At 44.4% G+C, this 16,378-nt stretch carries 12 protein-coding genes; 1 reads left to right on the top strand and 11 read right to left on the bottom strand.

Features of this window, described 5'->3' with window-relative positions; translation table 11 throughout:
* Position 1: 1 nt before the first annotated feature.
* The 10 genes from HYI04_RS04850 to HYI04_RS04805 form a co-directional block, all read right to left on the bottom strand.
* Complete coding sequence (locus tag HYI04_RS04850; protein WP_178895926.1) at positions 2 to 2,842, bottom strand: monovalent cation/H+ antiporter subunit A; 2,841 nt, start codon at positions 2,840 to 2,842, stop codon at positions 2 to 4.
* 361 nt (positions 2,843 to 3,203) lie between these two features.
* Positions 3,204 to 4,568 carry an AAA family ATPase gene (locus HYI04_RS04845; protein WP_178895925.1) on the bottom strand — a complete coding sequence of 455 codons (1,365 nt, stop codon included), beginning with the start codon at positions 4,566 to 4,568 and terminating at the stop codon, positions 3,204 to 3,206.
* A 38-nt stretch (positions 4,569 to 4,606) separates the two neighbouring features.
* Entirely contained in the window at positions 4,607 to 6,109 is a 1,503-nt protein-coding gene (locus tag HYI04_RS04840; protein ID WP_078388536.1) for an AAA family ATPase, read from the bottom strand.
* Between the two features lie 11 nt (positions 6,110 to 6,120).
* Positions 6,121 to 6,903 (bottom strand): bifunctional phosphoribosyl-AMP cyclohydrolase/phosphoribosyl-ATP diphosphatase HisIE, encoded by a 783-nt coding sequence (gene hisIE, locus HYI04_RS04835; protein ID WP_087011214.1) that lies wholly within the window; start codon positions 6,901 to 6,903, stop codon positions 6,121 to 6,123.
* 189 nt (positions 6,904 to 7,092) lie between these two features.
* The gene (locus HYI04_RS04830; protein ID WP_159152954.1) at positions 7,093 to 8,379 is read right to left on the bottom strand and encodes an NAD(P)/FAD-dependent oxidoreductase; all 1,287 of its coding nucleotides are present in this window, start codon (positions 8,377 to 8,379) and stop codon (positions 7,093 to 7,095) included.
* A 259-nt stretch (positions 8,380 to 8,638) separates the two neighbouring features.
* On the bottom strand, positions 8,639 to 9,715 hold the full coding sequence (locus HYI04_RS04825) for a patatin-like phospholipase family protein (RefSeq protein WP_178895924.1): 1,077 nt from the start codon (positions 9,713 to 9,715) through the stop codon (positions 8,639 to 8,641).
* A 161-nt stretch (positions 9,716 to 9,876) separates the two neighbouring features.
* Entirely contained in the window at positions 9,877 to 11,496 is a 1,620-nt protein-coding gene (locus HYI04_RS04820) for an AarF/ABC1/UbiB kinase family protein (protein WP_178895923.1), read from the bottom strand.
* A 12-nt stretch (positions 11,497 to 11,508) separates the two neighbouring features.
* Positions 11,509 to 12,180: an SCP2 domain-containing protein gene (locus tag HYI04_RS04815; RefSeq protein WP_159152956.1), complete on the bottom strand. Its 672-nt coding sequence runs from the start codon at positions 12,178 to 12,180 to the stop codon at positions 11,509 to 11,511.
* Positions 12,181 to 12,203: 23 nt separating this feature from the next.
* A complete protein-coding gene (gene ubiE, locus HYI04_RS04810; protein ID WP_159152957.1) occupies positions 12,204 to 13,148 on the bottom strand; it encodes a bifunctional demethylmenaquinone methyltransferase/2-methoxy-6-polyprenyl-1,4-benzoquinol methylase UbiE in 945 nt (314 codons plus the stop codon).
* A 167-nt stretch (positions 13,149 to 13,315) separates the two neighbouring features.
* Positions 13,316 to 14,020, bottom strand: a complete 705-nt coding sequence (locus HYI04_RS04805; protein WP_159152958.1) for a hypothetical protein — start codon at positions 14,018 to 14,020, stop codon at positions 13,316 to 13,318.
* Positions 14,021 to 14,215: 195 nt separating this feature from the next.
* Between HYI04_RS04805 and HYI04_RS04800 the strand changes: the two genes are divergently transcribed.
* Positions 14,216 to 15,643, top strand: coding sequence for a phosphate--AMP phosphotransferase (locus HYI04_RS04800; protein WP_078425732.1), 1,428 nt, complete (start codon positions 14,216 to 14,218; stop codon positions 15,641 to 15,643).
* 53 nt (positions 15,644 to 15,696) lie between these two features.
* On the opposite strand, the gene HYI04_RS04795 is transcribed toward HYI04_RS04800, so the two are convergent.
* Positions 15,697 to 16,239 carry a hypothetical protein gene (locus HYI04_RS04795; RefSeq protein ID WP_004692676.1) on the bottom strand — a complete coding sequence of 181 codons (543 nt, stop codon included), beginning with the start codon at positions 16,237 to 16,239 and terminating at the stop codon, positions 15,697 to 15,699.
* Between the last annotated feature and the right edge of the window lie 139 nt (positions 16,240 to 16,378).

Below are 16,378 nucleotides of genomic sequence, written 5' to 3'. Positions count from 1 at the left end.
ATTAATCCCCCTTTGGTACTGGACCAGACATACTAGAGTGACGCGAGTCCCCGAGTACGGAAATAAGCAACATGGTCGCACCCACAACCGTGATATAGACCCCGACATCGAACAGTGCAGCTGTCGCTAGGTGCATTTCGCCTAAGATCGGTGGCGACACATAAAAGTGTGCACTAGTGAGGAATGGACGTCCCCAGAACCATGCACCTAAGCCTGTTAATCCTGCAATGACCAGACCAGTTCCAATCCAGATTTCATACAAACGACCTGACTTGGCTTTGAGCAGCTGTTCCGCATGATCTTGACCGAGTGCCATGTATTGAATAATCAAGGATAAAGCGGTAATCAAACCCGCGATAAACCCGCCTCCAGGAAGATTGTGTCCACGCAGGAAGATATACAGACTGACCACCAAGGCAATGGGTAAAATCCAAGATGCGCTAATACGAAGCATCAACGGAGAGGGATTAAAACGGTAACTGAGACCTTGAGTCATGGTGGTGCCGTGGGTACGCATACCATCCATTAAACACAGTGCACCAATGCCTGCGATGCCGAGGACGGTAATTTCACCGAAGGTATCGAAGCCACGGAAGTCGACCAAAATCACGTTGACCACGTTGGTTCCGCCACCTAATGGAATCGACTGCTGCATGAAGAACCATGAAATGGAGTTGTGATCACGGGTCAAGATGAGCCATGTGATCCATGCAATGCCGAGTCCGCCGCCAATCGCAATGAGGGCATCTCGCCAACGACGTGAGACACTGGACTCATAGGGGGTGAGTTGTGGTAAAAGTGATAAACTCATTAATAACAGTACGGTGGTGACTACATCGACGGTGATTTGTGTCAAAGCCAAATCAGGTGCAGAGAAGCAGATAAAAACCATAGTCACGACTAAACCAATCGCGCCACTGATCAATACCGCTTTAATTCGTTCGTGATGGAACCACAACATCATCCAGCACGAAGAGAATAACAGTAGCCATAGTACGACTGCTAAAGCAGGGGCATGGGTGAGTTCACGGGTACCTGTGGTCAGCCCTTGTCCTAAAAATGGAAGTGAGACTATGGCAATACTGAAGATCACAATCCAAAGAATATAGCTTTGTAATTTACCGTTTTCAGTCAATCGTTTAAATTTGCGCGAGTTGAGCAGGAGTGACTTAAGGAATAAGTCAAAGGCAACTCGACCTTGTAGACGACCTAGGTATGGATCGAGATCAATTTCTCGAATTTTGCCACCCTTCGCGAGACAGAAATAGAAAATCAGACCGCCAATCGACGCAATCACGCTCATTAATAATGGCATGTTAAAACCATGCCATAGGGCAAGATGTGCGCCTTCAAAGTCCATCACTTGGGTGCTGGCGCGTGCTGTACTGTTGACGATGTTTTCAACCAATAGGGCAGGGAATAAGCCGACTAAAATACACAAAATCGCCAGTAAAGTGGCCGGTGCACGCATGCCAAACGGCGGCTCATGCGCATCTTTGTTCGGAACTTGTTTGCCTACTGGGCCATCGAAGAAAACCCCATGTACCAAACGCACAGAGTAAGCGACTGCAAAAATCCCCGCCAGTGTCGCGACAATCGCCGAGCAGATGAGCACAGGACCAGACAGATTGCTAAGCAGTTCAGTAAAGAACATTTCTTTAGATAAGAAACCGTTGGTCAAGGGCACGCCAGCCATTGATGCTGCAGTGACCATCGTCAAAGTGGCCGTATAAGGTAACAGTTGCCATAACCCACTAAGCTTGCGTAAATCACGTGTGCCTGACTCATGATCGATAATACCTGCGATCATGAACAGCGCTGCTTTAAAGGTGGCATGGTTAATAATATGGAAAATAGCCGCAGCCACAGCTAATGGTGATCCGATCCCCAAGAGACACATGATCAAGCCGAGATGGCTGATGGTTGAATAGGCCAATAAACCTTTCAGGTCTTCTTTAAAGATGGCAAAAAATGCAGCCATACACAGGGTAAATAGGCCAATAAAGGTGACCAAATTATGGAACAGTGCCGCACCTGCAAAAATGGGTAACAGTCGTGCCACCAAGAAAATGCCCGCTTTTACCATGGTTGCTGAGTGCAAATAAGCAGACACGGGGGTCGGAGCTGCCATCGCGTTGGGTAGCCAAAAATGGAATGGAAATTGCGCACTTTTGGTAAAAGCACCGAGTAAAATCAGCAGCAGCGTAGGAACAAATAAAGCATGGCTTTGAATCTGCGCTGTCATCGTCAAGATTTGATCAATCTCGTAGGTGCCTGTGATTTGGCCGAGCAAGATGAAACCACCTAGCATGGCTAATCCGCCCATACCCGTAATGGTCAATGCCATGCGTGAGCCACGTTGCGCCGCGTCGTAATTGCTCCAATAACCGACCAACAGAAATGAGGAGATACTGGTCAACTCCCAAAAAACGAGGAGTAATATTAAATTATTGGAGAGTGAAATTCCGAGCATGGCTGCCATGAACAACATGAGCAGTAGATAGAGTTTGTTGAGAGAATTTTTTGGGCCTAAATAAAAATAGGCATAAATATAAATGAGCGTCCCGATGCCACTAATCAGTAAGGCAAAGAGGAGGCCTAATGCGTCTAGACGGAAGCTGAAGTCAATTCCAAGCTGCGGCAACCATGACCACGATTGCGTAATGACAGCGCCATTAAACACCTCTCGTGCTTGGGTCAGTAATAAGCCTAAACTTGTCATACTGACCCCAACAGCTGCGAAGGCTGTTAGCCTGCGTGAGCTCTGCTTCAGTAATGAGACAAGGGTTGTGCCAAGTATTAACGGTAACAATATAATAATCGGTAGCACACTCGTTTCCATTGTCGTGAATAGGTCAAAACCTATTGGTGAATCTCATCTTTCAAGGATTACAGGACTGCAAAGAGCAGCCCAAGAGTCTCAATCTTGAAAGCCAATGTGAAATTTAAAAATAATGAAGTTGTGTTGCGCAACTCATGAAGCGTTATAGCAAAATCCGATTTCAGTTAGAAATTTGCAAGTAAAACCGATCATATAACATGACTAAAACAACATCAATCTTTTTTGCGCTGACGCAAAACATTATACGCGTGATGGTTGTTTCTTGGTGGATGACAGGTACTTTCTCAGTGCAAGAAATGTAAAAAAGCGACCATTGGTCGCCTGTTTTTGAGGGTTAAAATAGATATGCTTATGAAGCAGGCTAAGTTAATGGATTTGCCGATGAAGCATCATTTTCAGCACTGAGTAAAGTAATCAAATGCTGTTGCTGTTCGGAAGAGAGTTGCTGCTGTATTTGTGTGAATAATTCAGCCACACTTAAATCTTGGGGGTCAGCCGCAATCGGTTCGGTGCTTCCACTCGTCGCTTCATGATTGGCAAGGTTTTGGTAAATTACATCGAACTGATGTTGCAGTGGTTCGAGTTGGATCGGACTTAATTGCTTATTTTCCAGTTTGAGGCATTGAAACTCGCTGGCTTGTTCCAGCAACTCACTTCGGTTGCCTGAGGTGATAATTTGTAGTCGAGGAAAAGCCTGATTTAAACGTTTTAAAATGACTTGCGCCATATTTTGATCCAATTGATGATCAATCGCATCAATCAACAGTACGCCGTCACCTTCTAAACAAGGGAACAGGCTTTCAGGGTTGAGTAGGCATAAACGCCGTACAATATCGCCAACGAGCGCCACCCAGTTGCGAATACTATTGGAAAGCTGTTGATAGAGCATGCTGTTGCCATGGTAGCGCACCATCAGTTGTAACTTGGGATGATATTGCAGATAAATATCTTCTATTTCGGGCAGAACGGTTGCTAACGCTTGTTTGAGTGCTTGTAGGCTGGGTGACTGGATGTGTGCTTGAGCCTGAGCCAGTTTATAGCTTAAGGGGATATCGGGTGGCATGCTTTTAGGCTGATGTAATATCGTTTGTAAAAACTGCGCAGTTTGCGCATTTTCAATATCGCTGATTTCACGAAACCACTCAAAGAAGCGCGCAAAGGTGGTATAGGGAATAGCTGAAATTTCATAGGCATGTGCATGTTGGAAAATCAGGGGATTATTCTTGCTGAGAATATTCATCTCATTGACAAAACGTTCCGCAGGATAATACGCAATCAACGGTAAACCTTGCAGCGGATCTTGTAACGTTGCCTGCTGATATAAATTCACCAGTTGTTCTAGTTCTAATGTTTCAACTCGACTGATGCCAATCCCTTGTTGGTTTAAGGTTTTGTAGAGTTGCCATGCATAGGGTTCGGTCGCAGTATCGGTTGCCGTAGGTTTGAGAGCATACAGCTCAGCGGGCACAGCAACTTGAATATCAATTTTGGACTGAAGGCGGTTCAGCATAATGTCGTGATCTAACATCACCACACCTGCAGAGCGTAAATCTTTATAACGGGCCGCAAACCAAGTCAGAGCCTGATAGCTAAAACGTAAGATTGAGGTCTTGCCTGAGGCTTGATCGCCTAAAATTAAAGTGACGGGTTTATCGTGATAAGAAAAATCGACTTTAAGGTCAGCAAAATGCAGGATGTGTTTCAGGTGAATCGATTGAATTTTCATAGAACACCCGCAGCGGTTGTGACTATTTTTACATTCGACTATCCAGCAACTTTACGTAATGAGCTTGGCATTTGTTTTTTAAGCTGCTGCATCAGATCGTAAATGTGATGGATATTTAAACTTACTTTAGCACGTGTACAGGCCACGTAAAGCAGTCTTAACTCTTCATCACTAATTTTATGGTCTTTGTCGTTGACCTTAAACTGATAATCATCTTCGATGTGAACGCGGTTCCACTCTAAGCCTTTGGCTTTGTGTGCGGTGGAAATAATATAATCCGCTTGTTCAATCGGCGTAATCTTCGCGAGGGCTTTTTTGAGTGGATCGGTGCCATGATCATCTACCAATTTTACTAAAGGCTTGATGTCACTGCCGTCATTGGTTTCGCAATATTCATGTACATCATGCCAAGAATTAAACCAGGCCAGTTCAGGCACATCGGTGACGCGCTTACCTTGTTTAAGCATCGCTGCGGCATCGACAAAGCGGTTCAGTTTGACATGGTCGGCTTGTAGGCTGACTTTGTCGCCATGAACTAATCCTGAAAGCAGCAATTCCATGGCGCGGGCATTGGTGCGACATAAAATCGCATCGCGCATTTTGGTATGGGGTTTGTTGACTACTTTGGAGTTGAGCAGAGGGTTACCCATGAGCGGCACGGTTTCATTCAAGGCGCCTAAAATAGCATTGGCATGCAATGCAATCTCTTCACCAAAACGAAACGAGGTGGTGAGACGGGACTCAGGCAAAGGCAGTTGTTGCATGGCATTGACTGCGCCGCGCCATGCATAAATTTGTTGGTGTGCATCTCCGACATAGATCACTTGTGTATTACGCTGTTTCAGTAAGATGCCCAACATCAGTGGGTCAGCATCTTGTGCCTCATCAAACAACACATAGTCACTTGGGATATTCGGTTCAGACAGCGCCCACAGTTTTAAATAAATATCGTGACCAATCCCAGCCTGATGGTTGGGATCGATGGACTCTAACCAACGACGTTCAATGGCAGGATAAAGATGCTTTTGTAGTGAATCGATATCATCGGGGTGTAACCAACTCGGTGCTTGTAAATGTCGTGGTGCTGGGTACTGAGAACTGGTTGAACAGAAGTGACTCACGGCATTCGCCACAAGGCTGGCCAAGCGTGATGGCATCAATACATATTTTTCATAACGTCCGCCCATCATCCGTCTTAAGGTAATCGGTTCAAGACGGTATTCTTTGGCAATAAAACTCGGGCTTAAACGAGGCAGACGAAGTTTGTCCGTCACTCCACGTGGAACACTGCGAAAAGCAAGCGAGTGGAAGGTTCGGCAGTCGACATTGCCATGAAACTTCGTTTGCGCTTCGCTGGCAATGGCTTTGTTGAACGCTAAATACATGCCACGTCTTTGTGGCATGGCGTCGCTAATCATTTGCAGTGTGGTGGTTTTACCTGTGCCTGCATAAGCAATTACTTTAAACGATTTGCCCAGACGCGCGTTATCAATGGCAATGGCTTGCTCATAAGTCGCGCTCGGTTTGATGATATTCGACACAGGCAATAAACTTAGTGGCTGCGGTTGGCTTTTTCAAGCAAACCAGAAAGCCCTTGACGACGTGCCAATTCATTAAGAACCACTTGAGGGTCTAAGTCGAAATAACCTAAAACCACAATCGTATGGAACCAAAGATCTGCCACTTCATAGATCAAATCATTTTTATGGTCTTCATTGGCTTCAGATTTAAAATCTTTAGCTGCGATAATGGTTTCAACCGCTTCTTCACCGACTTTTTCTAAAATTTTGTTGAGACCTTTGTGATACAGCTTCGCGACATAAGACGAGTCTGGATCCGCTGCTTTACGCTCAGCCATCATTTGACCGAGGTAGGACAAAACTTCAACTTGCTCAGACTGCGCCGTTGAGGCATTCATCGCCAATGTATGTGGATTAGTTGATTTTTCACCATAAATCGCGTTCGGGTCTTTGAGCTGTGCATCCACAATTTCCCAGCCATTTGGCGTGAGTTTGCGGTAGAAGCATGATTCGCGACCTGTGTGACAAGCAATCCCGCCGTGTTGTTCAATTTGCAGCACAATTACATCGGCATCGCAGTCGAGACGAATTTCGTGCACGGTTTGGAAATGCCCAGATTCTTCGCCTTTGTGCCATAACTTGTTGCGTGAACGAGAGAAATACACGGCTTGGTTTTTCTCAGCCGTCAAAGCCAAAGCTTCACGGTTCATCCATGCAACCATCAAGACACGTCCCGTTTGATGATGCTGTGCAATGGCAGGGACTAAACCTTGTTCGTTAAATTTTACTTCATCGAGCCATTGCAAATTGTTCATAAGATTTCACCAAGCGAATAAATATTGAGAGTGTTACGATGTCAACGTAGCGCGCTATAGTCTACGTGATTTAAACAGAATAGAGGAGAAACTTTCTACAGTTATCTCACAGTGGCTTAATTGATATATTTTAGAAATTCAACCATCAGTCACCCATCCAAAGCGGATGATGGTGATTGTCTTCGTATTCTACACAGAATGATTGTTCTGTTTTGCAACATCCCGATAGTTCATTTGACTGAACATGCCTAATTTTAAACCTGAAATCGTCACCGCCATTTCTTTACGGAAATAGGGGATTCGATACATCCAAGCAAAGCTTAAATCACGTAAACCACCTGCCCACCATAGGTCAGATTGGTAAAGTGGTGTGAGTAAACGACTTAAAAATTGATAGAACGCCGTCGAACTTTGACGGTGTTGATGGTAAGTTTGCCAGAGTTGAACATAATCAATGGCTTCATTTTTTCTTGCACTTTGAACCGCTTGCCCCAAAGCCCATGCATCTAAAAGGGCCATATTTGCACCTTGCCCAAGTTGTGGACTCATCGCATGTGCTGCATCACCCATGACACCGATACGACCCTCACCAAACTTAGACAGTACCACATCACGATAATTTGCAGTCAACCATTGTGATTTTTGTTCAGGCTGGGCAATGACTTGTTCTAACCAATCCGCAGCAGGTTTCCAACGCTTAGACACTTGGTTTAACCAGTCTGAGTGAGCTTGTGAATTGTGTAGAAAGTTATTCAGCTGATGGCTGGGAAGACTCCAAAACACACTCGATAGCCTTTGCTTGGGTTCATGTGGTACTGTACCGGTCGGTAAGATTCCCATCATGATTTTAGAGCGATCATGGAACTGATGTAAAATTTCTGTATCTAATTCAAGACATTCGGGAACAATTGTCCATTTCGCTCCCCAAGGATAAGCTTGATCAACCTTCACCCATTCTTTCGGTCTTAAAAGGCTGCGTGCGCCATTGGCAATGATCACAGCATCAAATGCTTGATCAAATGATTCACCATCTTTACTACCCAAAACCCGAACTTGATTGGATGTTTCTTCTAATTTTTGAATGTCGGTATTCATATACCACGTAATGAGTTCAGGATATTCACGGCATTTATTTTCTAAAACATGACATAACGTTGCTCGATGGATACCTACACCATAAAAATCAGGATGCGCTTGTTGATAATGACTATTGACCAGTAAATTTCCACTCGGTAACTGACCTTTGAGCCCAGTGACTTTTGCACCCAGTCTTAAAACTTCATCTAAAAGGCCTAAATGCTCAAAAACAGCTAAACCAGAGGGCTGTAGTAACAGTCCTGCTCCGACAGGTTCAAGTTCTGTGGCTTTCTCTAAAATACTGACTTGCATATTTTGGCGAGCCAGTAAAATCGCAGTGGCTAATCCTGCGGTTCCTGCACCGATGATGGCGAAGTGGGGGGAGTGATTAGAAATCATAGACCGAATGATTTAACCATTGTTTAAATGAATGCGTAACGAATATCGTCAGGTTTTTTAATTGGTCGATGTTGATTTGAATGAAATCCTCTAACGAGCTTGCAATCACATTTCTTTCGCAAGATTCATTTTGTAATTCAATGATTTGACCATACATTTCTTGTTCACTTAAAATTATTGTTAGCATAGAAAAAATGTAATCTCGATTTTTCTTAATTTGGTCAGATTAAACAAGATTACATTCATGCGCAAATTTTGTTTATAAATCTTGTATCGCCTGTGCAAAATGCTGTTTTTCCAACATTTCCAAGAATTCATCACCTAAGCGCTGACTTTCAGAAATACATTGGTTCCACATTTGAATGCGCTGTTTTTGGTCGAGCCCTTTGAGGGTGAAATCTTTACGATCGGGCAGGCGTCCTAAAGGTAAGCTCCGTAAATAGTCTTGGGATGGAGACAGGAGCAGCGTACGGGCTTGATTTTCAGGATTGGCGCGACGTTTAAACAGTTTATCAAACCACCCCGGCGTAATGCTGTCCGTAAAGTGCGGATAAAGCACAATGCCTTGACTCTCAAAAGGCAGATCGATGTGATAGTCAATCAGACCCCCATCGCGATAACTGCCTTGTGGTGCATCTGGAATATCGCGAATTGCGGCCATCACGCCTGGAATAGAGGCTGAGGCAATCAACCAAGGCAGAACGTTTGCAGCGGTGAGACTGTGATAATGAGTGAGAAAATCATCTTCTACTTTAAATTGTTTACCATTGCTGGGCTGACTAATCACCCGTTGCATAAAGTGGCGACTATGCTTTCGCGAAACAGCGGTTGTACCGATGATACCTGCCACAGAGGCCAAGAGCGGCAGAACTTGGTCACTTTGGAAGATGTGTTGAGCCTTAATCGAAAGTACCGTGAGGTGGTAATCGGGATGATCTACTAGTTCCTCTTCCTTACCTTGCACCAAGTCGAGCAGCATGCCCCTGCAAATATCACTGACTTCTTGGCGTTGCATTTTTTTATCAAAATAGAGGTTGGTATAGAGTTCACCTAAACGTTCGGTACCTGCTTTTGCACCGTGCGCTAAGATGCTGGCAAAGCGCCAGCTGCCAATGGACGAACCAATCAAAGTCCGTCTTTGCGGTGCACGAGCAAAGAATTCACCAAAAATGGCTTGGTCTAAACCTTGAATCCCGATGCCTTTGGGCCCACCTGCGGCACCGGGTACAATATCGACCTGTTCCGCTTGTAAGCCTTCGCTTTGAATCAGTTGACGTGCTAATTTACCTGCACGAATGCTTAAAGCGGGAGGGTGTTTCTGCAGGATTTGAGTCATCGTGATCATTCAAAAAGACAATATGTATTGTCATTTTAACTGGCGAGTGAATGAGTGCATTGGCAAAAGTGATCCAAGAATGACTTAGGAGTCACTTCCTACATAGACGTTAAACATAAAAAAGCCTGAGAGACTCAGGCTTTTAATACAGCAGAAAGCGTCTATTTAAACACGCGCCACACCGCCAGTAAGCTGGTGAGTACAATTAAAATCACTGAAATAAACCAAGGCGAGATAATCGCAATCGACAGCAAAATGGCCATGAGACTGCCAAAAATCCAACTGCGCTTTTGCTGATGTTCCATTTGCAGGCGCATGCTTTGTAGTTCATTGAGCTGTTTAGCATGCCAAGCTGATTGGTTTTTGAGACCATTTAAGCTATCGACCAACAGCGTCGGGAAGTCTTGTGCCCCTAAAAGTAAGTCAGGAATTTTTTGTCCCAGCTCTTTTAGGTTCTTCTGTGGATTCATTTGCGCTTTGATCCAATCGGTCAGGATTGGCTTTGCCAAACTCCAAATGTCCAGCTCTGGGTAAAGGTCTGTACCTAAACCCTCAACATGCACGAGGGTTTTAAGCAGCAGCATCAGCTGTGGTGGAATTTCCAAATGGAAGCGTCGTGCAATATCCATTACCTGAATCAAAATGCCCGCGAAGTCCAATTCATGCATGGGTTTGGACACCATTGGCCCGACCGTGCGACGCATTTCACGTGCTAGTGCATCTTGGTCTGTGCCCGGTGGAATCCAACCAGCTTGATGCACGATTTGAATCAGTTGCATAAAGTCGCTGTTCATGACCGCAAGCAGCATACGTGCCACGGTCATTTGGTCGTGCTTCGACAACTCACCCATAATGGCACAGTCTAGTGCAATATAGCGGGGTTGGCTTGGGTTTAGGGTTTCAACGAAGACATTGCCCGGATGCATGTCGGCATGGAAAAAGTTGTCACGGAAGACTTGGGTAAAGAAAATGGTTAAGCCTTTTTCCGCCAGATCTTTACGATCCATCCCCAGCTTTTCAAAGGTTTCAATGTCTGAAATGGGAACGCCCGTAATGCGTTCAGCCACCATCACGTCTTTGCTATCCATATAGACTTCAGGCACATACATCATGCTTGAGCCTGTAAAGTAATGGCGCATACGACGGGTATTGTCGGCTTCTAAGGTCAAATCCAGTTCATTTAAGATGACCTGACGATAGTCCTGAATAATTTCAGATAAGTGTAGTGCACGCGCGGCTTCTAGGCGTTTTTCAAGAAAATTGCCCAACCATTCTAAAATTTCAAAGTCTTGTAAAATTTGACTACGAATAGCGGGACGGGTGACTTTCACCACCACTTCGCGACCATCATGTAAAGCGGCTGTATGTACTTGAGCAATTGAGGCTGCTGCCAAGGGTTGTTCGTCGAAGCGTGCAAACAGCGTATTTACATCGGCTTTCAATGAGTCTTGAATACGCATTTTCGCGACATCAGAACCAAAGGGTTTGACACGGTCTTGGAGTAGAACCAGTTGTTGTAGTACTTCAGGTGGAATTAGGTCACGACGAGTAGACAGCAACTGTCCCATTTTAATCGCCAGTGGTCCCATTTCCTCTAAAGCTTGTTTGAGCTTCAGTGGGTTTTTACGTTCACGACTGGACCATGCCGCAGGGTGCATACGAATTACACCCAACGCATGGCGCGCTTTTTCAGGCAATTCTTCCGCAGGAAACAACGTGTCGAGTCTATAGTGCGCGGCAATGCGCCAAAGTTCGAGTAAACGTGAAACGTGCGGAATCATATATGTAAATACCTAGTTTTGAGTTGAGTCTTGAGTGTCAATCTGTGCTTGAAGCTGTTGAATTTTGGCTTCGGCACGATCTAAGTTTTGATTAAAAATGCGGGTGTCTTGATGCAGATCATCCATTTGCCAACGTGGGGCAAATAGACCACTGTCTTCTTTTAAGGTATCTTCAGCAAAAAACAAATGACTTTGTAAGGCCTGTTTGATGTGTTTTGGTGCCAGCTGAATTTTAGCCAATTCATGCGCCAAACTTGGGCCAATCCATGGGCTTAAATGCGCAGCCAAGTCAGGCTCAGCGTGTTGCATAATCCGTTGAATATCCTGTAGAAGGTGATAATCACCTTGGAGCGGGATATTGCCGACATCATCCGCCAGTAATAGCTTGAGCAGCTCAACCACATTGGCCACCGTTAAAGTTGCGGTTGCTGGGGTGTGAGATTGAGCTTGGTCAAAAGGGCGTTGTTCGAAAATGGACGCTGTTTCACTATGCCCTGTAACGGTAGGTTCTAAGCGCACTTTGGCTTGGTCAAAGAACACATCTACAGACAGTTGCGGGGATGCGATCACCACACGTAACATCTTGCCTTGTAGTTCATTGAGCTGGATGCGAGTGATCGCATCCAAATTAATCACATGATGAATTAATCGTTCAATTGCACCGAGTGCCAGAATCGACCACATAATTTGCCCTTAAACGTTTAATTTTAAAGTTTAAAACCACGGTGTACAGCAACGATACCGCCTGTCAGGTTGTGATAGTCACAGTTTTGGAAGCCTGCATTTTCCATCATGCCTTTTAGCGTGCGTTGGTCTGGGTGCATACGAATGGACTCGGCTAAATATTTATAGCTTTCTGAGTCATTGGCAATAATTTTGCCCATGATCGGCAGTGCGGTGAACGAATATAGATCGTACAGTTTTGAAAAAGGCTCAAACACAGGTTTAGAAAACTCTAATACCAGTAGGCGACCACCTGGCTTAAGCACGCGGTACATCGCTGCAAGTGCTGCATCTTTATCGGTCACATTACGTAGACCAAACGAGATCGTAAGTAGGTCAAAGCTGTTGTCTTCAAATGGCTCGAGGGTTTCAGCATTAGCTAATACGAAGTCAACATTGGTACAGCCTGCATCAATTAAACGATCTCGACCCACATTCAACATCGATTCATTAATGTCTGAAAGTACCACATGACCTGTAGGGCCAACTTCGCGGCTAAACACTTTAGCCAAGTCGCCTGTCCCACCAGCAATATCTAATACGCGTTGACCACGACGAACCCCTGACATGTTGATCGCAAAACGTTTCCATAGACGGTGAATACCAAAAGACATCAAGTCATTCATAATGTCGTATTTGCTGGCAACCGAGTGGAAAACTTCCGCCACTTTTTGGGCTTTGTCATCACTGCTTACCGTCTGGTAACCAAAGTGTGTGGTACTGCCGACGTTACCTGTGTTGGCACCGCGAGGAAGATTGTATTTGGGTACAGAACCCGTTATAGGGCTATCAGTCAACTGTTGTTGTAATGATTTTTGCTGACCTTGCGCTGTGCCTTGGGGTAATGGTTCAGTTAAAAATGGACTCACTTTGTCTGTGTTTTGTGCCGACTCTTGAGTAGCGGTAGGCGTTTGATTTTCATTCGACATGGGAGTCACTCCTAACATAGCAATAGGGTAAATGTTGCAGTGCATGCATGATGACAGATTCTAGGACGTTGTACAGTAACCATCATGCAATTGTGCTGAATAATATACAGAAAAACAGCAGAGCAAAGCTGCTGCTGGCTTATTTTTATCAAGTCATTCGTTGAAATTTACTGAAAAGGATACAAATGCCCTGCATGGACTTTATCAATAATTTGACGTTCCACCGCAGTAAAGTCTTTCACAAATTTCTCTGCCGACTTTAGCGGTTTCATGGCTAAAAAGCCATCCTGCATAAATTCATACATGACATTGAAGTTATATTTGTTGGCAGTCCCTTTACACATCTTAAAAGCGGTATAGACCATAAAAGAGCGCATGTATTTATCGAGATTCTTACCCAATTGATCGAGTAAATACAACTGTTTCAAGCGTTCTTCGCCTTGTTCTAGTTTTAAGTAGGCTTGGCGCATCAAATCATCGCTTAAGGCTTCGGAGGGATGGTGATCTTTCAGTAATTGCATCGCCACTTGTTCATCAAGTCGCACCGCCAAAATCGCCAACTCAACCCCAGAGGTACCTGTTTTAATGGCATTTTCAGGAATTAATTTCTCCGCTTTGTGCGCATATTTGCTCAAGCGTGCAATTTGTCCTGCCAAAGCGTCAAAATCTGGGCCACCATATAAACGGTTGATAAAATACTCGGCCATCAAGAGGTTCTGTTTTTCTGAGAAAGCACGGTTATGCGTGCGTTGCATCCGTTGCTTTTGCCAGAATTGCACATCTTGTAAACGTTGGAAGAGCACCGAATCTTGATGATAATGCAATTGGTAATACTGTTCTAAAAGCTCATCGAGGGCGGCGAGTTTGGACATTTGCTGTCTCAGTTCTATTTAAAGATAGCTAAATCTTAGTGCGTGATGACGGAACTCGCTATGACAAAGTGACAAAAAAACTATTTATTTGTGGTCAGTTTGATGTAGAAGTAGTCAAAAGACGCGTGTGAAAATCATCTAGATCATCATTTTTTAGGATCTAGTGATTTGATTAAATAGAAAAAAGGAGGGGCAATGGATACAGAAACGATCGCCAGTGCAGTGCTGAACGAAGAACAGCTTTCACTGGACTTAATTGAAGCGCAATATGCATTGATGAATACCCGTGATCAGAGCAATGCAAAAAGTTTAGTGATTTTGGTCAGTGGAATTGAACTTGCGGGTAAAGGTGAAGCGGTGAAACAGCTGCGCGAATGGGTCGATCCACGTTTTTTATATGTCAAAGCCGATCCACCGCACCTGTTTAATCTAAAACAGCCTTTTTGGCAGCCCTATACTCGATTTGTACCTGCCGAAGGGCAAATTATGGTGTGGTTTGGTAACTGGTATGGGGACTTGTTGGCTACGGCCATGCATGCTTCAAAGCCTTTGGACGACACTTTGTTTGATGAATACGTCAGCAATATGCGGGCTTTTGAACAGGACTTAAAAAACAACAACGTAGATGTCTTAAAAGTTTGGTTCGATTTGTCGTGGAAGTCTTTGCAAAAGCGTTTGGATGACATGGACCCGAGCGAAGTACATTGGCATAAGTTGCATGGGCTAGACTGGCGCAATAAAAAACAATATGACACCTTGCAAAAGCTGCGTACGCGTTTCACTGACGACTGGCAAATCATTGATGGTGAAGATGAAGATTTGCGTAATCACAATTTTGCACAAGCGATTTTAACAGCGCTGCGTCACTGTCCAGAGCATGAAAAAAAGGCCGCATTAAAATGGCAGCAAGCACCGATACCGGATATTCTGACTCAGTTTGAAGCCCCTCAAGCTGAGGATGCAAACTATAAAGCAGAGTTAAAAAAACTCACCAAACAAGTGGCCGATGCCATCCGCTGTGATGACCGTAAAGTGGTGATCGCTTTTGAAGGTATGGATGCTGCGGGTAAAGGGGGGGCGATTAAGCGTATTGTGAAAAAGCTTGACCCACGAGAATATGAAATTCATACCATTGCCGCACCTGAAAAATATGAGTTACGCCGTCCTTATCTGTGGCGTTTTTGGAGCAAATTGCAGTCGGATGACATCACTATTTTTGATCGGACATGGTATGGACGCGTTTTGGTAGAGAGGATAGAAGGCTTCGCAACCGAGGTGGAGTGGCAACGCGCTTATGCGGAAATCAATCGTTTTGAAAAAAACCTCAGTAACAGCCAAACCGTGCTGATTAAGTTTTGGCTGGCGATTGATAAAGATGAACAAGCAGCGCGTTTTAAAGCCCGCGAAAGTACTCCGCATAAACGCTTTAAAATTACCGAAGAAGATTGGCGCAATCGCGACAAATGGGATGACTATTTAAAGGCAGCCGCGGATATGTTTGCACATACCGATACGGGTTATGCGCCTTGGTATATTATTTCTACCAATGATAAACAACAGGCCAGAATTGAAGTCTTAAGGGCAATTTTAAAACAGCTCAAAGCGGATCGCGATACAGATTAAAAAGCATAAAAAACGGTCATTTGACCGTTTTTTATAGAGGCGGATTTAGTTCTTTAACTTAAGGGAATTTGGGTCACTGGCGCTGCAACAGGAACACCTTGTTCAGCGGCTTGTTTCAGTTGAATGCCTTTGGCGAGCTTATACGATTCTTCCACATGAGTTTCCGCAATTTTTTTCATCACGACATAACCCAAGCTAGCCGCAATCATCTGCCCACCAAGAGGAATGAATTTAGTGACTTGTTTGGTGATGTATTTGGCTGCCATGTTATTGAGGGATTTCTTCACGGCTGTACGTGCCACCACCAGTCCAGAGAACTCCACGCCACGTTTACGCAGTTCTGACCAATGTATTTGCTTGGTTTCTGGGTCGTAGACACTGACTTGCTCAGGGGTTAGGCCAAAGCGGGCGTTAATTTCGGGAATCAACTGCGACAATATGCCCACATCAATCACCACATCGAGGAAGGGGACTGGAATAACCGCAGCACCTGCGGAAAAATAGGCGCGCTTTTTGACTAAATCCAAACACTCTTCGCGGATTTGTTCTAAATTTAAAGAGGGATCAATTTTTTCTGGAATATGCTCTAATTTCATCTTCTAAACCCTAAAATATCCTGATTCACATTGATTCTAGTTTTGCTTAAAGTGCGTATTTTAAAGCAAATTTTAAATAGAAATATGTCATCAAAGTGACATAGACAGAACCAGAAGTATAGTCAATAATCTGTGTGCT

Source organism: Acinetobacter sp. SwsAc2 (assembly GCF_013391465.1).
Lineage (GTDB): Bacteria > Pseudomonadota > Gammaproteobacteria > Pseudomonadales > Moraxellaceae > Acinetobacter > Acinetobacter johnsonii.
Note: the sequence above shows the minus strand (reverse complement) of the source record. Positions and strands in the feature narration are given on the sequence as shown.